We start from the raw sequence: 17,383 nt of genomic DNA, 5'->3' as shown, positions 1-17,383 counted from the left end.
CGATGTTCAGAATCTCGGCAACGGGCAGAGCCGTCTACTTCCCTCGTCGCCGAATCCTGAGCATGTGATTCCATTCCGCCGTAATTCCACTATTCCAGTCAGGAGCGGACGATGCCGAGAATCTCGGTTACGAGTGCGTCTACTTCCTCCGACGATCGCGCCTCGACGTTCAGACGGAGTAAGGGTTCGGTATTCGACGCGCGCAGATTGAACCAGGCGTCGTCGGCGAGCTGCACGGTCACGCCATCCAGCCTATCCACCGACACGGCGCGATCGCCGAACGCCTCCAACACGGCCATGGTCCGCTGCTTCGCATCCGGCACCGTGGAATTGATCTCCCCGGAGGCCGCGTACGTCTCGTAGGACGACATCAGCTCCGAGATCGGCCGATCCTTCTCGCCGAGGGCGGCCAGCACATGCAATGCGGCGAGCATGCCGGAGTCGGCGCCCCAGAAATCGCGGAAGTAGTAGTGCGCGGAGTGCTCGCCGCCGAAAACCGCTCCGGTCGATGCCATCTCCTGCTTGATGAAGGAGTGGCCGACCCGGGTGCGCACCGGGGTGCCGCCGAGTTCGTGCACCAGCTCGGGCACCGCCCGCGAGGTGATCAGGTTGTGGATGATGACCGCGCCCGGCTCCTTGGCCAGTTCGCGCTCGGCCACCAGCGCCGTGATGGCCGACGGCGACACCGGGTCGCCATGTTCGTCCACCACGAAGCAGCGGTCGGCGTCGCCGTCGAAGGCCAGGCCGATATCCGCGCCGGACTTGCGAACCAGATCCTGCAGATCCACCAGGTTCTTCGGGTCGAGCGGATTGGCCTCGTGGTTCGGGAACGAGCCGTCCAACTCGAAGTACAGCGGCACGATCGTCACCCGGGGCAGCGTGCCGAGTACCTCCGGCACCGTATGCCCGCCCATGCCGTTACCCGCGTCCACCGCGATGGTGAGCGGGCGGATGTCGTCGAGATTCACCAGCCCGCGCAGGAACGTCGCGTAGTCGGCGAGCAGATCCATCTCGGTGGCGCTGCCGCGGGGACCGTCGAAGCCGGGCACACCCGCGACGACCTCCTCCTTGATGGTGGCGAGGCCGGTGTCCTGACCGACCGGCAGCGCGTTGGCGCGGCACAGTTTGATGCCGTTGTAGCGCGCGGGGTTGTGGCTGGCGGTGAACATGGCGCCGGGACAGCCGAGGCGGCCCGAGGCGAAGTAGAGCTGGTCGGTCGAGGCCAGGCCGATATGCACCACATCGAGGCCCTGGCCGAGTACGCCCTCGGCGAAGGCGGCGGCGAGTTCCGGTGAGGATTCCCGCATATCGTGTCCGATGACCACCCGCTTCGCACCCTCGTCGCGCATCAGCCGCGCGAACGAGGCGCCGATATCGCTGACGAATTGCGCGTCGATCTGTTCGCCGACCACCCCGCGAACGTCATAGGCCTTGATCACCGCGTTCACGAATTCGGCAGAGCGCGTGGCTGTCATGGCCACCACCCTAGTGGTATCGCCGGACAGGTTTGACGGGGTCCTGCCTCGAATCCGCCGGGCGGTTCCGGCGCGTCAGTTCGGAGGGTCGGGGAGCACCCGCAGATGGCCCCGGCGTCCGGTGCGGGTGGTGCGCGGCGGCGGGGGCGTGTAGTCGCGGTAGCCGCGCTGATCCGGCTCCGGCGGGCGGCGGCGCAGCCCTGCTTCGCGAACCGCTTCGGCCAGCGCGGTCAGATCGTCGTCATCGGGTGTGCTGGAAGAGAATCCGCCCTCGTGCCGAACCATGTCCCAGCCCTTGGGCGCGGTGATGCGGGAGGCGTGTGTTTCGCAGAGGTCCCAGGAGTGCGGTTCGGCGACGGTGGCCAGCGGTCCGACAACGGCCGTCGAGTCCGAGTACACATACGTGAGCGTCGCGACGGCCGGATTCTTGCAGCCTGGTCGGCAGCAACGACGCATGGGGATCACGCGGATGAGAGTAACCCCCTTGACGGTCCGACGCGGCCAGACACGCGGTAAAGGGTCAAGGCTGACTCGAGCGTTGAGGTCTTATCCCGCTTCGGGATCGATGATCTCGGGGTCGACGCCCAAGTAGGTCGCGATCTGCTGGACGAGGACCTCGCGGAGTAGATCGACCAGATCGTCGGGATCGCCCGCGCGCAATTCGAGCGGTTTGCGGAACAACACCACGCGGGCACGGGTGGCCGCCCCGTGCCGGTCGACGCCGGCGGGGATGAGCCGCGACAGCGGCACCGGTCCGTCGGCGACCACCTCATCCGGCCAGGTGACCGAATCAGGGTGCAGCGGACGGATTTTCGGTACATCGTCGACGGCGATATCGAGCTTGGTCAGCCGATCGTGCCAGCGGCTGTCCAGCGGTGCGAACGCCTCGAGCACCAGCCGGTCGAATTGCTGGCCGCGGGTACGCCAGGCAGGCACGGTCGGCGGCAGCATCGGCCCGCGCACGCCGCGCCCACGGCGGATCACCGACCGTGCGGTCGGTGGTCGTCGATTGCGAGAGCGAGACATAGGAAGAATCTAGGTGAACACGCACCGACCTCGTGCATCGAGGTCGGTGCGGTACCCGGTTCTAGCCGATGCCGCGCTTGAGACGGCGGCGCTCCCGCTCGGAGAGACCGCCCCAGATGCCGAAGCGCTCATCGTGTGCCAACGCGTATTCCAGGCATTCGTCGCGGACCTCGCAGCCCATGCAGATCCGTTTCGCCTCGCGGGTCGAACCGCCCTTCTCGGGGAAGAACGCCTCCGGATCGGTCTGTGCGCATAGGGCACGCTCTTGCCACTGCTCTTCGATGGATTCGAACATCTCGTCGAAGCCCGTCACGACCAGGCTGAGCCGGGGTGTCGACATATCGTCACCCGCCTCCCGATCGATCCGGCCGATGTCTGTGCAGACGCCACGTGCTGCGCCTGCTGTGGAATCGGTTGGCGTGACCATGTCTTCGGCCATCGCTCCGCCTCCTCACTGTGTGTTAGCGCAGAATGATTCTTTCCGTCGGACCAACACGCACACCGACGGCCGTACCCCGCGACGTTGTCCCGCGGACATCCCCGAGCTCGTCATCCCGATGCGAACATCTGTTCGAAAAGCCGTTCGCGCCTTGCACTCTCGCGCGAACCCGGAATGACATGACTGTGATTAGACACGCCGGACGTGTCGATGGTCAAGCCGCCGACGCTATTCCGTTACTATCCGCTGCCGTATTCTGTGTTGATCTTGTGCTGTCGAACAGCAAATGACCAGCAAATATGGCGCGAACGACGCTCGATCGGGCAGCGCATAGGCTGTGTCGATGTGACTCCACAACAAGCGGGCATCGCGCCAGCGAGCGGACCCAAGATCGCCGTCCTGGTCGGCGGGGTCGGTGGCGCGCGCTTCCTCCAGGGTGTGCGGGAGCTGCTGCCGGAGGCAGACGTTTCCGCCATCGTCAATGTCGGTGACGACGTCTGGATGCATGGCCTCCGCATCTGCCCCGACCTCGATACCTGCATGTATACCCTCGGTGGCGGAATCGACACCGAGCGCGGCTGGGGCCGGGTCGCGGAGACCTGGCATGCCAAGGAAGAGCTGGCCGAATATCACGCTCAGCCGGACTGGTTCGGCTTGGGTGACCGCGATATCGCAACGCACTTGATTCGTACCGAAATGTTGCGCGCCGGGTACCCGCTTTCCGCGGTGACGGAAGCGCTCTGCAACAGGTGGCAACCCGGGGTGAAACTGATCCCGGCAACCGACGATCGCTGTGAAACACATGTCGTTGTGAGTGACCCCGAGAACGCTGGCGAACGTCGCGCGATCCATTTCCAAGAGTGGTGGGTTCGCTACCGCGCGAACATCGAGACCCATGGATTCGCCACGATCGGGGCCGATGACGCCAAGCCGGCGCCAAATGTGACAGAGATCATAGCCGATGCGGATGCGGTGCTGCTGGCCCCCTCGAACCCGGTTGTCAGCATCGGCGCCATCCTCGCGGTGCCCGGAATCCGCGGCGCGTTGCGCACCACGAAGGCCAAGGTGATCGGCATCTCCGGGGTGATCGACGGAAAGCCGTTGCGCGGCATGGCCGATGAATGCCTCTCGGTGATCGGCGTCGAGACCACGGCCGAGGCGATCGGCCGCTACTACGGCGCCCGCTCGGCCACCGGCATCCTGGACGGCTGGTTGATCCACACCACCGACACCGCCGACGTTCCCGGCGTCGAGGTGCGCAGCGTGCCTCTGCTGATGACCGATCCGCCCACCACCGCGGAGATGGTGCGCGAGGCGCTTGATCTCGCCGGGGTGAAATGGTGACCGTGGATATCGATCACGCCGCGACCGAGCTGCGCATCCTGCCGATCACCGGGCTGCCGGAATTCCGCCCCGGCGACGACCTGGCCGAACATATCGCGGCCTGCGCGCCGTGGCTGGCCGACGGCGACATCCTGGTGGTCACCAGCAAGATCGTCGCCAAGGCCGAGGGGCGCATCGTCGCCGCGCCGCTGGATCCGGAGGAACGCGATACCGCGCGCCGGGCACTGGTGGACCAGGAGGCGGTGCGGGTGCTGGCGCGCAAGGGCCGCACCCTGATCACCGAGAACAAGCTCGGCATCGTCCAGGCCGCCTCCGGTGTCGACGGATCCAATGTCGAACAGGGTGAACTGGTACTGCTGCCCAGCGATCCCGACGGTAGCGCCAAGGCGCTGCGCACGGCGCTGGCCGAGCGGCTCGGTGTCACCGTCGCCGTGGTCATCACCGACACTATGGGCCGGGCCTGGCGCAACGGGCAGACCGATACCGCCATCGGCGCCGCCGGACTGCGAGTGCTGCACGACTACGCGGGCGCGGTGGACGGGCAGGGCAATGAACTGCAGGTCACCCAGGTCGCCATCGCCGACGAACTGGCGGCCGCCGCCGATTTGGTGAAAGGGAAGCTCGGCGGCGTGCCGGTCGCGGTGGTGCGCGGGTTGCCCGTTATCGACGACGGCTCCTGCGCGGCCGATCTGCTGCGCGGCGGCACCGATGACCTGTTCTGGCTCGGCACGGCCGAGGCGATCGAGAAGGGCAGGCGCGAGGCGCTGCTGTTGCGTCGCTCTATCCGGCAGTTCGCCGACACCCCCGTCGATCCGGACCGTATCCGGTCCGCCGTCGCGACGGCGCTGACCGCGCCCGCGCCGCACCACACCCGCCCGGTGCGGTTCGTGTGGCTGCGCAAGGACGGCCTGCGCGAACAGTTGCTGGCGGCGATGGCGGACAAGTGGCGCGCCGACCTCACCGCGGACGGGCTCGATCCGGAGCGAGTGGAGCGCCGAATCGCCCGGGGCCGAATCCTTTTCGACGCCCCCGAGGTGATCATCCCGTTCTGCGTGCCGGACGGTGCGCACGACTATCCGGATGAGCGCCGCCGGACCGCGGAGCGGACCATGTTCACCGTCGCCGTCGGCGCCGCGGTGCAGGGCCTGCTGGTGGCGCTGGCCACCGAGGGCATCGGCAGCTGCTGGATCGGCTCGACCATCTTCGCCCCGGAGATCACCCGGAACGTGTTGGGCCTCGCCGAGGACTGGAATCCGTTGGGTGCGATCGCGATCGGTCATCCACCGGAGGAGCTGGCGCCGCGTCCGGTATTCGGTCCCGGTGCGGGATTGGTCGAACTGTGAGTGCGGAATCCTTGCATGCGTCGGCGCATGAGCTGCTCGAATCCTGGCGTCCCGCCACGGGCCCCGAGCAGTCGCTGCGGGAGGCCATGCTGGCCTTCCTCGGGTCGGCGCCGCGCGGTTGCCTGCGGGCGCACGCGCCCGGCCACATCACCGCGTCGGCGGTGGTCTTCTCGCACGACGGCAGCGAGGTGCTGCTGACTCTGCACCCCCGGGTCGGGCGCTGGATCCAGCTCGGTGGGCACTGCGAGGAGGGTGACGAGACCGTCGCCGATGCGGCGTTGCGCGAGGCGACCGAAGAGTCCGGTATCGACGGCCTGACCCTGGATCCGGAGCTGTACGGCGCGCAGGCGCATCCGATCACGTGCTCACTGGGCGTGCCGACCAGGCATTTGGATCTCTTGTTCCGGATCACCGCGCCCGCGGGCGCCGTCCCGGTGCGCAGCGCCGAGTCGACGGACCTGCGGTGGTGGCCGGTCGACGCGCTCCCCGACAACGCCGACGTCCTGCTGCGCTGACGCGTCGCGACCAACACCGGGCCGTACCCCTCCGGGGGTGCGGCCCGGTGTGTATTTCGGCCCGGTATCGATTCCGGGGCGGGCGCCCGCGAGGTGTCACAACTTTACAAAATGACCATTTTGTATAGACAAATGACATCTATGTGACTAGTGTCCATGGTGGATGTATTGCGCGTCACACTGTGACGCGCCGCTGTGAATGGAGACAACGATGTCCACCGATACCGACGCGTCCGGCCGCCGGATAGCGGCGCCCGCCTGGCGCGATCGCAAGCGCTATATGTGGCTGTGGGGGCTCTTCGCGCCGACCGGCCTGTTCACCATCGGCCTCCCGCTGATCTGGGCGTTCAACGAACTCGGCTGGCACCGCCTGGCGCAGGTGCCGTTCTGGCTGGGCCCGATCCTGGTCTATGTGCTGATCCCGCTGGCCGACATCTTCTTCGGCCCGGACGGGGACAACCCGCCGGACGAGGTGATGGAGTATCTGGAGAACGACAAGTACTACCGCTACCTCACCTACCTCTATCTGCCGTTCCAGTACGCCACGCTGCTCATGGCCTGCTACCTGATCACGGCGGACAGCGTGAGCTGGCTCGGTATCGACGGCGGACTGCATATCGTCGACAAGATCGGCCTGGCGCTCACGGTCGGCATAATCGGCGGCATCGGCATCAATACCGCGCACGAATTGGGCCACAAGAAGGTCCATCTGGAGCGTTGGCTGTCGAGAATCGCTCTGGCCCAGTCCTTCTACGGCCACTTCTACATCGAGCACAACCGGGGCCATCATGTGCGCGTCGCGACGCCGGAGGATCCGGCGAGTTCCCGTGTCGGCGAGACATTCTGGGCCTTCTGGCCGCGCACCGTATGGGGCAGTCTGACCTCGTCGCTGCGACTGGAGAAGACCCGGCTCGACCGCCTGGGCAAGAAGCCGTGGAGTCTGCGCAACGAGGTGCTCAGCGCCTGGCTGATGTCGGCGGTGCTGTACGCGGTATTGCTCGCGGTCTTCGGCATCGGTCTGCTGCCTTACCTGATCCTCCAGGCGGTGGTCGGCTTCAGCCTGCTGGAGGCGGTCAACTACCTGGAGCACTACGGTCTGGTGCGCCAGCGCACCGTGTCCGGCCGGTACGAGCGGCCCGCGCCGGTGCACAGTTGGAACAGCGACCACATCGTCACCAATATCTTCCTGTACCACTTGCAGCGCCACAGTGATCACCACGCCTACCCGACCCGGCGCTACCAGACGCTGCGCAGCTGGGACGGCGCGCCCAACCTGCCGAGCGGCTACGCCAGCATGATCCTGCTCGCCTACTTCCCGCCGATCTGGCGACGGGTGATGGATAAGCGGGTGCTGGCGCACTACGGCGGCGATATCACCCGGGCGAATATCCATCCGGGCAAGCGCGACAAGGTGATCGCGCGCTACGGCGCGGGTGTGCGGGAGGCGTAGTCATGAGTGCTTTTCGTTGCCCGGTCTGCGATTACGTCTACGACGAGTCGAAAGGCGCACCGCACGAGGGCTTTCCGGCCGGGACGGCGTGGGACAGCGTGCCCGACGACTGGTGCTGTCCGGACTGCGGGGTGCGGGAGAAGATCGATTTCGAACCGATGGGAGTCGCGAAATGAGCACGGCATCGCACAGCGATTCAATGAGGGGCGGTGGTCCGGTGACGGTCGGGCCGGAGTACAAACTGTTCCAGTGCATCCAGTGCGGCTTCGAATACGACGAGGCCGAGGGCTGGCCGGAGGACGGCATCGCGCCGGGTACCCGCTGGGACGAGATCCCGGACGACTGGACCTGTCCCGACTGTGGTGCGGCCAAGGCCGATTTCTACATGGTCGAGATCGAGCGGTCGTGAGATTTTGACTGCGGCAGACGCCCGTGACAGTGTCGCGGGTATGTCGCGCACCGGACCGAGGGTCCCCTATCAGGAGGCGGCGCGGGTTCTGCTGCGCACCTCGGTCCTGGATTCCATGCGCGAACTGCTCACCGAGCGGGATTGGGCCAAGATCACCCTCGGTGATGTCGCGACCCGGGCCGGGGTGAGTAGGCAGACCCTCTACAACGAGTTCGGCTCCCGGGCCGGCCTGGCGCAGGCATATGCGCTGCGCTTGGCCGACGATCTGGTCGACCACGTGCATACCGCGATCGATAGCAATGTCGGCGATGCACGCTCGGCGTTCCGGGAGGGGCTGTCCGGCTTCTTTCTGGACGCGGGGGCCGACCCGCTGGTGCAGTCGCTATTGGCGGGTGAGGTGAAGCTGGATCTGCTTCGCCTCATCACGCTCGACGCCGGGCCGCTGCTCGAACACGCGACCGACCGGTTGGCGGCCGCCTTCCAGGACAGCTGGGTGGCTGCCACCCGCTCGGAATCGGAGGTTCTCGCGCACGCGCTCGCGCGGATCGCGCTGAGCTACATTCCCACGCCCCCCGCGCCGGGTCGCAACGCGCCCGCCGAGCTGAGCGAGTTGCTGGCACCCTACGTGGAGGCCATTCTGGCGGCCAAGGAACTGCCGTAGCGGCGGTTCTGTCGATCGCTCGCCGCTAGCGGCGAACGTGGGGGTGTTCTTGATCACATGGCAATGTGTCAACAAACCGACCGGCACGGTTGTAACCGGTGCCACGTTTCATTCGCTACACCACGTGTAACGCATCCGCAGGCTGTATGTATTGTCCTGCAACAAAGTCGGAGTTCTGACATTAGTGGGGCAAACGTGCAATCGGTTGGCAAACCGACGGGATCACTCGATCCCAAACGCCACTTATGGATACTCGGTCTGCTTGCTCCAGCCAGCGCACTCTTGCCGTCGCAGCTGGTGCTGCACACCGGTGCCGAGGTGTTCTGGTGGATCGGCCCGATCATCGTGCTGATCGCCATCCCAGTGCTGGACTGGGTGGTCGGCGACGACGGCAGCAACCCGCGCGACGAGGATTACGAGCGGCTGTCCAACGATCGCTACTACCGCTGGTGCACCTACCTGTTCCTGCCGATCCAGCTGATCGGCCTGGTCATCGCCAGCTATATGTGGGCCGGTGACCAGCTGAGCCTGGTCGACAAACTCGGTCTGGCCGCCACCCTCGGCTTCGTCAGCGGTATCGGCATCAACGCCGCGCACGAGCTCGGTCACCGGGTCGAACACCTGGAGCGCTGGCTGGCCAAGATCGCCTTGGCGCAATCGGGGTACGGCCACTTCTTCGTCGAGCACAATCGCGGCCATCACGTCCGGGTGGCGACCCCGGAGGATCCGGCCAGCGCCCGGCTCGGCGAGTCGCTGTGGGAGTTCCTGCCGCGCAGCGTGGTCGGCGGCTTCCGATCGGCGGTCCGGCTCGAGCGCGAACGCCTGGCCCGCCGGGACAAGGGCTGGTGGAGTCCGCACAATCACATCCTTCAGGCGTGGTCGATGACGCTGGTGCTCTTCGGCACGCTGATCGGGGTGTTCGGCATCGGGGCGCTGCCCTGGCTGCTACTCCAGGCCGTCATCGGCGCATCGCTGCTGGAGACGGTCAACTACGTCGAGCACTACGGGCTGCTGCGGGAGCGGCGCCCGAACGGGCTCTATCGGCGCTGCTCGGCCCGCGACAGCTGGAACAGCGACCGATTGGTCACCAACATCTTCCTGTTCCATCTGCAGCGGCACAGCGACCATCACGCCAATCCGGGACGCCGCTACCAGACCCTGCGCAGCTCTATGCAGGCGCCGCAACTGCCCGCCGGATACGCCAGCATGATCGTGTTCGCGGCCATCCCGCCGTTGTGGCGCGCGGTCATGGATCAGCGGGTCCTGGACCATTACGACGGTGATATCAGCCGGGCGAATATCCAGCCACGCAAGCGCCGCCGAATGCTCGCGTCCTACGGGCTGGCCGCCGACAACGGGGGCGAGGCAGCCGCCTGACGGGCGCGGCCGGACGAAAGTCCACCCATGGCCCGCGCTCGCCGAGCGCGGGCGAGACACCGCCTGGCCCGTCGTCGCCGATCGCGACTAGCCTTGGCTCGGTACTGTCGACCAGGAGAGGCTGATGACGACCTCAGAACTTCCCGCACGAACGTCCCTGACCGCCGATGTCCGCAACGGCATCGACTACAAGGTGGCGGACCTCTCGCTCGCCGAGTTCGGCCGCAAGGAGATCCGGCTCGCCGAGCACGAGATGCCCGGCCTGATGTCCCTGCGCCGCGAATACGCCGAGGTGCTGCCGTTGCAGGGCGCGCGCATCTCCGGTTCGCTGCACATGACGGTGCAGACCGCCGTGCTGATCGAGACCCTCGTCGCGCTCGGCGCGCAGGTGCGCTGGGCCTCGTGCAACATCTTCTCCACCCAGGACCACGCCGCGGCTGCGGTCGTCGTCGGTCCGCACGGCACCATCGACGAGCCCAAGGGCACCCCGGTTTTCGCCTGGAAAGGCGAGACGCTGGAGGAGTACTGGTGGGCCGCCGAGCAGATGCTCACCTGGCCGAACGAGCCCGCCAATATGATCCTGGACGACGGCGGTGACGCGACCATGCTCGTGCTGCGCGGCGCGCAGTTCGAAAAGGCCGGCGTGGTGCCGCCGGAGGACGAGGATCACTCGGCCGAGTACAAGGTCTTCCTGAATCTGCTGCGCGAGCGCTTCGAGACCGATAAGGGCAAGTGGGGCGCCATCGCGGAATCGGTGCGGGGCGTCACCGAGGAGACCACCACCGGCGTGCTGCGGCTGTACCAGTTCGCCGCCGCGGGCGAGCTGGTGTTCCCGGCGATCAATGTGAACGACTCGGTCACCAAGTCCAAGTTCGACAACAAGTACGGCACCCGCCACTCGCTGATCGACGGCATCAACCGCGGCACCGATGTGCTCATCGGCGGCAAGAAGGTATTGATCTGCGGCTACGGCGATGTCGGCAAGGGTTGCGCGGAATCGCTTGCGGGACAGGGTGCCCGGGTGCAGGTCACCGAGATCGATCCGATCAACGCGTTGCAGGCGCTGATGGACGGCTATGACGTCGTCACCGTCGAGAAGGCGATCGCGAACGCCGATATCGTGATCACCTCGACCGGCAACAAGGACATCATCACCCTCGATCACATGAAGGCGATGAAGGACCAGGCCATCCTCGGCAATATCGGCCACTTCGACAACGAGATCGACATGGCGGCGCTGGAGCGTTCGGGCGCAACCAAATTGAACATCAAGCCGCAGGTGGACCTGTGGACGTTCAAGGAGTCGGGCAAGTCGATCATCGTGCTGTCGGAAGGTCGTCTGCTGAACCTGGGCAACGCCACCGGCCACCCGTCGTTCGTGATGTCGAACAGCTTCTCCAACCAGGTGATCGCCCAGATCGAACTGTGGACCAAGCCGGACGAGTACGACAACGAGGTCTACCGGCTGCCCAAGCATCTGGACGAGAAGGTCGCCAGGATCCATGTCGAGGCGCTCGGCGGCGAGCTGACCAAGCTCACCAAGGATCAGGCCGAATACATCGGCGTCGACGTCGAGGGTCCGTATAAGCCGGAGCACTACCGGTACTGAGCACTGACCGGCCGGTGGCCCGTCGACTCGGCTGTCGACGGGCCACCGGACTTCGCGGGATGCGGTCGAGCGCCGCTAGCGCGGGCACACCGTGCCAGGGGTGCAGCCGCGCATGATGGACAACAGCAAGTCCAACGTGCCTTTTGCGCTTCCCGTTCCGCTTCCGCTGTTGAGACCGTCGTTGGCGACGGGTGCATTGGCGACGGGGGCCATCGGCTCGAGTGCCAGCGGTGCAGCGGTTGCTGTTCCGCAGGTCAGGGCGGTACCGAGGACGATCGCGGCGGCGACTGCTCGCAGGGTGCCGACTGTGCTCATGAAGTTCTCCTGTTGTCCGTGCCCCGCGTACTACGTGGCAGCGCACGATTCTGTCAGTGGGGTCGTTGTCGTCGCCAGCCACGGAATCCGGGGGCACCCCGCGCGGAATCCGTTCGCGTCCCGGTCGATCCGCCGGTGCGTCAGGCCCCCTTGCGAGGCGAGTACCCTGCTGGCCATGGGTGTACTGATGGCTGTCGAAGGACTCGACGGCGCCGGGAAACGGACGCTGACCGACGCCCTCGTCACCGCGCTCGCGGCGCGGGGAGTGCGGGCGGTCACGCTCGCTTTCCCGCGCTATGGGCGTTCGGCCCATGCCGATCTCGCCTCCGAGGCGCTGCACGGGCAGCACGGTGATGTCGCGGATTCGGTGTACGCTATGGCGTTGCTGTTCGCCCTCGATCGCGCCGACGCGCGCGACGAGTTGTCGAAGCTCCTGGCGGACAACGACATCGTCATCCTGGACCGCTACGTCGCCTCCAACGCCGCCTACAACGCGGCTCGGCTGCACCAGTCCGCCGACGGCGAAATCGTCACCTGGGTGGGCGAATTGGAGTTCGACAGGTTCGCGCTGCCGGTGCCCGCGCTACAGGTGTTGCTGGACGTGCCCACCGAGCTCGCGGCCGAACGGGCGCGCCGCAGGGGCGAGTTGGACGCGAGCCGCGCACTCGATGCCTACGAACGCGATGGCGGACTACAGGATCGAACCGCGGCGGTGTACCGTGAGCTCGCCGAACGGGACTGGCGAGGGCCGTGGTGGATATTCCGATCCGGTGACGATCCGGCATCGCTGGCCGCGCGTTTAGCTGAAATTGTTGCCCGATAAGGTTGGATGTGCGGCGGGTTCGCAGCATTAATGGCGTGGCGGCCCGATCCTGGCCTGGGAGATGACAACATAGTAATTATGAAGCCGAAGATTCTGGTCGTCGACGACGATATGGCGCTCGCTGAGATGCTCACGATCGTCTTGCGCGGGGAAGGGTTCGACCCGCATGTGGTCGGCGACGGCACGCAGGCCCTGGCGGCGGTTCGCGAGATCCGCCCCGATCTTGTGTTGCTGGACCTGATGTTGCCCGGCATGAACGGCATCGATGTATGCCGGGTGCTGCGGGCCGATTCCGGGGTTCCGATCGTGATGCTCACGGCGAAGACCGATACGGTCGACGTCGTGCTCGGTCTGGAATCCGGCGCCGACGATTACATCGTCAAGCCATTCAAGCCGAAGGAGCTCGTCGCCCGGGTGCGGGCACGCCTGCGCCGCACCGAGGAGGAACCCGCCGAGCTGCTGTCCATCGCGGATATCGTCATCGATGTGCCCGCGCACAAGGTGAGCCGCGGCGGCGCGCAGATCTCGCTGACTCCGCTGGAGTTCGACCTGCTGGTGGCCCTGGCCCGTAAACCACGCCAGGTCTTCACCCGCGAGGTGCTGCTCGAGCAGGTCTGGGGTTACCGGCACGCGGCCGACACCCGCCTGGTCAACGTGCACGTGCAGCGACTGCGCGCCAAGGTGGAGAAGGATCCCGAGAACCCTGAGATCGTGCTGACCGTCCGTGGGGTCGGGTACAAGGCTGGACCCCCGTGATCGATAGCGAGGAGCGTCCGACGGGCGCGCGGGGGGAGTCCGACCGATCTCGCGCACCACGTCGGATCGGTCGTCGTATCGAAAAAACGTTGGCGCCGGTGGTGGCCTGGTTCAAGGAGGCCGGCACCGCGCTGGGTCATGTCTGGCGGCGCTCGCTGCAATTGCGCGTCATCGTCTCCACGCTGACCCTGTCACTGATCGTCATCACCATCCTCGGGGTGGTGCTGACGAGTCAGATCACCGATCGGCTGCTGGACGCGAAGATCAACGCGGCGGTCGAGGAGATGGATCGCGCCCGCAATACGGTGGAGAGCCAGCTGGCAGGCGTGCACGACATCGGCACCCAGCAGCAGCGTCTCGCCGACGCGCGCAATGCGCTGTCCAACCGAGGCGGCACCGGCCAATCCAGTGGTGTCGCGGGCAGTTTCGACTCCGCGCTGACCATCGTCGGCGGCACCCCGCAGCAGCAGATCTCGGTCGGCCCGGTCGCCGAGGTCCCCGAGGAGCTGCGCCGGTTCGTGCAGCGCAATCAGGTCAGCTACCAGTTCGCCACGGTGTCGGATCCGGACGGCTATCACGGTCGCGCGTTGATCATCGGCAGCCCGAGCGCGGAGATCCCCACACTGGAGATCTACCTGGTGTTCCCGCTGGCCAACGAGGAACGCAGCCTCGCGCTGATGCGCGGCACCATGATGATCGGCGGGCTGGTGCTGCTCGTACTGCTGGCCGCGATCACCGCGCTGGTCACCCGGCAGGTCGTGCTGCCGATCCGGTCCGCGGCGCGGATCGCCAGCCGCTTCGCCGACGGCAGGCTCAAAGAACGCATGCTGGTGCGCGGCGAGGACGATATGGCGCGGCTGGCCCAAGCCTTCAACGAGATGGCCGAAAGTCTGTCGAACCAGATCACCCAGTTGGAGGAGTTCGGCAATCTGCAACGCCGCTTCACCTCCGATGTCAGCCATGAGTTGCGTACGCCGCTGACCACGGTGCGGATGGCCGCCGACCTGATCCACGGCAGCAGCGACGATCTCGATCCCGCGCTGGCCCGCAGCGCCGAACTGCTCGTCACCGAGCTGGACCGGTTCGAAGGTCTGCTCAACGATCTGCTCGAGATCAGCCGGCATGACGCGGGCGTGGCCGAGCTCCAGGTGGAATCGCTGGACGTGCGGATGTGCGCCAGGGCGGCCATCTCCACGGTGCGGCACCTGGCCAAGGACGCCGGTGTCGAGGTGGTCATCGACCTGCCGGAGGAACCGCTGGTCGCGGATGTCGATCCGCGGCGGGTGGAGCGGGTGCTGCGCAACCTGCTCGCCAACGCCATCGATCACAGCGAGGGCAAACCCGTGCTGATCCGGATGCGCGGCGATGCCGACGCCAACGCGGTCGCGGTGGTGGTGCGCGATCAAGGTGTCGGGTTGCGGCCGGGTGAGGAGAAGTTGGTCTTCAATCGCTTCTGGCGTTCGGACCCGTCCCGTATGCGCCGCTCCGGCGGCACCGGGCTCGGTCTGTCCATCAGCGTCGAGGACGCCAACCTGCACGAGGGCAGGCTGGAGGCCTGGGGCGAGGTCGGTCTCGGCGCCAGCTTCCGGTTGACGCTGCCGCTGGTGCGCGGCAAGAAGCTGGGCGCGAGTCCGCTGCCGCTGGAGCCCATGCTGCGTAAGCCGCCGCGCGCGGTGGAGCCGGAGCCGAGCGATATCACGGACGTGCCGACGATTCCGTTCCACAAGGCCGAGGCCTTCGCGAACGGCATATCGTCCGCGAAGGGCGGTGCGCCGACCGCGGATGCGGCCGTCGGCGCCGACGCGGATACCGGTGCGGCCGCCCGCACACCGTCCGCGGGCGTCGGCGGCAACGGTGTGACGTCGGATCGAACCGATGCCACCCGATCGCCCGATCCCGCCCATAGTGGTGATACGGGTGCCGACCCCGGGGACGTACAGTCATGAGTGTGCGTCCCAGGTCGACCCGGCTGTCGCGCACGACCGCGCTGGGCGCTGTCGTGCTGGCTATGACGCTGTTCACCGGGTGTGCGAGCCTGCCGGAGTCATCCGCGCCGCAGGCCCTCGGCACCATCAACCGGGAACCCGCCGCGGAGGGGCCGCTGCCGCCCGCCAAGGGGCGTGATCCTGGCCTGCTGCTGCGCGATTTTCTGCAAGCCACCGCCGACCCGTCGAATCGGCATCTGGCCGCCCGGCAGTACATGACCCAGTCCGCGGCGGCCCAATGGGACGACACTACCGGCACCGTGATCGTGGATCGGCCGGATACGCTGCTCGAGTCGCGGTCCGCTGATACGTCCACCTACCGGATCCGGGCGCAGAAGGTCGCCGAACTCGCGCCCGACGGCGCGTACCGGGCCATCGAGGGACCCCCGCTCGAGTACAAGATCGAGATGAGCAAGGTCGACGGTGAGTGGCGCATCGACGATTTGCCCGACGGTGTCGTGATGGACAAGACCGCGTTCGCCAAGTCCTACCGGCGCAATGTGCTGTACTTCGTCAACCCGACCGGCAACGCCCTCATCCCCGACCTGCGCTGGATCTCCTCGGCCAAGAATCAGCTGACCCAGCGGCTGCTGAGTCTGCTGGGTGAGGGCAGCCAGCCGGCGTTGGCCCGCGTGGTGCGCAATGGGCTGGCCGCGCCCGTGGCATTACGCGGCCCGATCACCAAGGCCAACGGCGATCCGGACGAGGTCGGCGTCGGCCTCGGTGGCGTGCGCATCGACTTCGCCGGCGCGGCCGGACTCGCGCCCCGCGACCGCGAGCTGCTCGCGGCGCAGGTGGTCCTCACCCTGGCCAGGGCCGACATCCTCGGCCCGTACATGCTTCTCGCCGACGGCAAACCGCTGGACGAGCGATTCGCCGCCAACGGCTGGTCGGTCGCCGACGTCGAGCAGTTCAGTCCGGAGGTGAACGCCCAGAACAAGACCGGCCTGCACGCGCTGCGTGAGGGCGCGCTCGTGCAGGTGGGCGTCGATGGAATCACCCAGGCTCCCGGTTATTTCGGTGCCGTCAACAATCTGCAATCGGCGTCGCTGAGCCCGGACGGGCAGTTCGTGGCGGCGGTCGCCGACGCCGGGCGTCCCGCGCCCGAGCCGCCACGCACCCTGATGGTCGGCAGTTACGGCGGCAATCAGTTCCCGGTGGCCGAGGGCACGACCATCAGCAGGCCGTCCTGGACCATGGACGGGAGCGCGGCCTGGGCCGCCATCGATGGTGAGCGGGTTATCCGGGTGGTCAACGATCGCGCCACCAATACGGTGTCGCTCCAGGATGTCGATATCTCGGGGCTGACCGCGGGATCCAATGCGCCGCGGCTACCGATCACCGAGGTCCGGATCTCCAGGGCAGGCGTCCGGGCGGTGCTGATTGCGGACGGCAAGGTGTATGTGGCGGTGGTGACCCGGCAGCCGGACGGCAAGTACGCGCTGACCTCACCCCTGCCGGTGGCGGTGGATGTCAGTACGCCCGCGGTCTCGGTGAATTGGATCGGTGGAGACACGATCTTCATCGCCTTCCAAGGCGATGTGGATCCCGTCCGGACGGTGCAGATCGACGGATCCGGTCTGATGCCGTTGACCGGCCGGAATCTGACCACCCCGGTGCGATTGGTCAGCGTCTCCCCGGAGCATCAGTACGTCGCCGACTCTCGCGCCGTGCTGGAGTTGACCGGTAATCCGGACGGCGGCGAGCCGTATTGGCGCGAGGTACCCGGACTGGGTGCGACCGCCGTACCGGTTCTGCCCGGATAGCGACCGCATCGGCGCGCTCGGCATCCGGCACCTCGGCCCGAGCATAAATCCTTCGGTCGCAACGGAATTGTGCCCGGTGCGAGTCCGATC

18 protein-coding genes are annotated in these 17,383 nt (G+C 66.8%); 13 read left to right on the top strand and 5 right to left on the bottom strand.

Annotated features, from left to right (window positions below):
• Positions 1-98 precede the first annotated feature (98 nt).
• The 4 genes from AB0H61_RS16545 to AB0H61_RS16530 all read right to left on the bottom strand — a co-directional run bounded on the left by AB0H61_RS16545 (position 99) and on the right by AB0H61_RS16530 (position 2,796).
• On the bottom strand, positions 99-1,475 hold the full coding sequence (locus tag AB0H61_RS16545; protein ID WP_357304694.1) for a phosphomannomutase/phosphoglucomutase: 1,377 nt from the start codon (positions 1,473-1,475) through the stop codon (positions 99-101).
• Between the two features lie 75 nt (positions 1,476-1,550).
• A complete protein-coding gene (locus AB0H61_RS16540; RefSeq protein ID WP_357305195.1) occupies positions 1,551-1,931 on the bottom strand; it encodes a DUF3499 domain-containing protein in 381 nt (126 codons plus the stop codon).
• Between the two features lie 90 nt (positions 1,932-2,021).
• Positions 2,022-2,501, bottom strand: a complete 480-nt coding sequence (locus AB0H61_RS16535; RefSeq protein ID WP_357304692.1) for a metallopeptidase family protein — start codon at positions 2,499-2,501, stop codon at positions 2,022-2,024.
• 61 nt (positions 2,502-2,562) lie between these two features.
• Positions 2,563-2,796 carry a WhiB family transcriptional regulator gene (locus AB0H61_RS16530; RefSeq protein ID WP_029901515.1) on the bottom strand — a complete coding sequence of 78 codons (234 nt, stop codon included), beginning with the start codon at positions 2,794-2,796 and terminating at the stop codon, positions 2,563-2,565.
• Positions 2,797-3,150: 354 nt separating this feature from the next.
• Between AB0H61_RS16530 and cofD the strand changes: the two genes are divergently transcribed.
• The 9 genes from cofD (at position 3,151) to ahcY (ending at position 11,648) form a co-directional block, all read left to right on the top strand.
• The gene (cofD, locus tag AB0H61_RS16525; protein WP_357304691.1) at positions 3,151-4,284 is read left to right on the top strand and encodes a 2-phospho-L-lactate transferase; all 1,134 of its coding nucleotides are present in this window, start codon (positions 3,151-3,153) and stop codon (positions 4,282-4,284) included.
• Positions 4,281-5,627 (top strand): coenzyme F420-0:L-glutamate ligase, encoded by a 1,347-nt coding sequence (locus AB0H61_RS16520; protein ID WP_357304688.1) that lies wholly within the window; start codon positions 4,281-4,283, stop codon positions 5,625-5,627. The genes cofD and AB0H61_RS16520 overlap by 4 nt, the downstream gene beginning before the upstream one ends.
• Positions 5,624-6,142 carry an NUDIX domain-containing protein gene (locus AB0H61_RS16515; protein ID WP_357304685.1) on the top strand — a complete coding sequence of 173 codons (519 nt, stop codon included), beginning with the start codon at positions 5,624-5,626 and terminating at the stop codon, positions 6,140-6,142. The genes AB0H61_RS16520 and AB0H61_RS16515 overlap by 4 nt, the downstream gene beginning before the upstream one ends.
• A 211-nt stretch (positions 6,143-6,353) precedes the next feature.
• The gene (locus tag AB0H61_RS16510; protein WP_357304683.1) at positions 6,354-7,592 is read left to right on the top strand and encodes an alkane 1-monooxygenase; all 1,239 of its coding nucleotides are present in this window, start codon (positions 6,354-6,356) and stop codon (positions 7,590-7,592) included.
• A gap of 2 nt (positions 7,593-7,594) precedes the next feature.
• Positions 7,595-7,768: a rubredoxin gene (locus AB0H61_RS16505; RefSeq protein WP_357304681.1), complete on the top strand. Its 174-nt coding sequence runs from the start codon at positions 7,595-7,597 to the stop codon at positions 7,766-7,768.
• A 23-nt stretch (positions 7,769-7,791) separates the two neighbouring features.
• Positions 7,792-8,001 carry a rubredoxin gene (locus AB0H61_RS16500; RefSeq protein WP_357305194.1) on the top strand — a complete coding sequence of 70 codons (210 nt, stop codon included), beginning with the start codon at positions 7,792-7,794 and terminating at the stop codon, positions 7,999-8,001.
• Positions 8,002-8,041: 40 nt separating this feature from the next.
• Positions 8,042-8,662, top strand: coding sequence for a TetR family transcriptional regulator (locus AB0H61_RS16495; protein WP_357304678.1), 621 nt, complete (start codon positions 8,042-8,044; stop codon positions 8,660-8,662).
• 282 nt (positions 8,663-8,944) lie between these two features.
• Positions 8,945-10,039, top strand: coding sequence for an alkane 1-monooxygenase (locus AB0H61_RS16490; RefSeq protein ID WP_357304675.1), 1,095 nt, complete (start codon positions 8,945-8,947; stop codon positions 10,037-10,039).
• Positions 10,040-10,163: 124 nt separating this feature from the next.
• On the top strand, positions 10,164-11,648 hold the full coding sequence (gene ahcY, locus AB0H61_RS16485; RefSeq protein WP_357304672.1) for an adenosylhomocysteinase: 1,485 nt from the start codon (positions 10,164-10,166) through the stop codon (positions 11,646-11,648).
• 75 nt (positions 11,649-11,723) lie between these two features.
• Here ahcY and AB0H61_RS16480 read toward each other — a convergent pair whose 3' ends face one another.
• Positions 11,724-11,963, bottom strand: coding sequence for a hypothetical protein (locus AB0H61_RS16480; RefSeq protein WP_357304669.1), 240 nt, complete (start codon positions 11,961-11,963; stop codon positions 11,724-11,726).
• 175 nt (positions 11,964-12,138) lie between these two features.
• Here AB0H61_RS16480 and AB0H61_RS16475 point away from each other — a divergent pair, with 175 nt between their 5' ends.
• The 4 genes from AB0H61_RS16475 (at position 12,139) to lpqB (ending at position 17,293) form a co-directional block, all read left to right on the top strand.
• A complete protein-coding gene (locus tag AB0H61_RS16475; protein WP_357304666.1) occupies positions 12,139-12,786 on the top strand; it encodes a dTMP kinase in 648 nt (215 codons plus the stop codon).
• A gap of 69 nt (positions 12,787-12,855) precedes the next feature.
• Positions 12,856-13,542 (top strand): MtrAB system response regulator MtrA, encoded by a 687-nt coding sequence (mtrA, locus tag AB0H61_RS16470; protein ID WP_355004330.1) that lies wholly within the window; start codon positions 12,856-12,858, stop codon positions 13,540-13,542.
• A 101-nt stretch (positions 13,543-13,643) separates the two neighbouring features.
• Positions 13,644-15,488, top strand: coding sequence for an MtrAB system histidine kinase MtrB (gene mtrB, locus AB0H61_RS16465; RefSeq protein WP_357305191.1), 1,845 nt, complete (start codon positions 13,644-13,646; stop codon positions 15,486-15,488).
• The gene (gene lpqB / locus AB0H61_RS16460) at positions 15,485-17,293 is read left to right on the top strand and encodes an MtrAB system accessory lipoprotein LpqB (RefSeq protein WP_357304663.1); all 1,809 of its coding nucleotides are present in this window, start codon (positions 15,485-15,487) and stop codon (positions 17,291-17,293) included. Before mtrB ends, lpqB begins: the two co-directional genes overlap by 4 nt.
• Positions 17,294-17,383 lie beyond the last annotated feature (90 nt).

The organism is Nocardia sp. NPDC050710 (genome assembly GCF_040654375.1).
In the GTDB taxonomy this organism is placed as follows: Bacteria; Actinomycetota; Actinomycetes; order Mycobacteriales; family Mycobacteriaceae; genus Nocardia.
Note: the sequence above shows the minus strand (reverse complement) of the source record. Positions and strands in the feature narration are given on the sequence as shown.

What these genes read in the sequence shown, in the direction of transcription:
- lpqB (WP_357304663.1), top strand. Translation starts at nt 15,485, where the DNA reads ATGAGTGTGCGTCCCAGGTCGACCCGGCTGTCGCGCACGACCGCGCTG.
- AB0H61_RS16545 (WP_357304694.1), bottom strand. Translation starts at nt 1,475, where the DNA reads ATGACAGCCACGCGCTCTGCCGAATTCGTGAACGCGGTGATCAAGGCC.
- AB0H61_RS16540 (WP_357305195.1), bottom strand. Translation starts at nt 1,931, where the DNA reads ATGCGTCGTTGCTGCCGACCAGGCTGCAAGAATCCGGCCGTCGCGACG.
- AB0H61_RS16510 (WP_357304683.1), top strand. Translation starts at nt 6,354, where the DNA reads ATGTCCACCGATACCGACGCGTCCGGCCGCCGGATAGCGGCGCCCGCC.
- AB0H61_RS16495 (WP_357304678.1), top strand. Translation starts at nt 8,042, where the DNA reads ATGTCGCGCACCGGACCGAGGGTCCCCTATCAGGAGGCGGCGCGGGTT.
- AB0H61_RS16475 (WP_357304666.1), top strand. Translation starts at nt 12,139, where the DNA reads ATGGGTGTACTGATGGCTGTCGAAGGACTCGACGGCGCCGGGAAACGG.
- AB0H61_RS16505 (WP_357304681.1), top strand. Translation starts at nt 7,595, where the DNA reads ATGAGTGCTTTTCGTTGCCCGGTCTGCGATTACGTCTACGACGAGTCG.
- ahcY (WP_357304672.1), top strand. Translation starts at nt 10,164, where the DNA reads ATGACGACCTCAGAACTTCCCGCACGAACGTCCCTGACCGCCGATGTC.
- cofD (WP_357304691.1), top strand. Translation starts at nt 3,151, where the DNA reads ATGGTCAAGCCGCCGACGCTATTCCGTTACTATCCGCTGCCGTATTCT.
- AB0H61_RS16480 (WP_357304669.1), bottom strand. Translation starts at nt 11,963, where the DNA reads ATGAGCACAGTCGGCACCCTGCGAGCAGTCGCCGCCGCGATCGTCCTC.
- AB0H61_RS16530 (WP_029901515.1), bottom strand. Translation starts at nt 2,796, where the DNA reads ATGTTCGAATCCATCGAAGAGCAGTGGCAAGAGCGTGCCCTATGCGCA.
- AB0H61_RS16500 (WP_357305194.1), top strand. Translation starts at nt 7,792, where the DNA reads ATGAGGGGCGGTGGTCCGGTGACGGTCGGGCCGGAGTACAAACTGTTC.
- AB0H61_RS16535 (WP_357304692.1), bottom strand. Translation starts at nt 2,501, where the DNA reads ATGTCTCGCTCTCGCAATCGACGACCACCGACCGCACGGTCGGTGATC.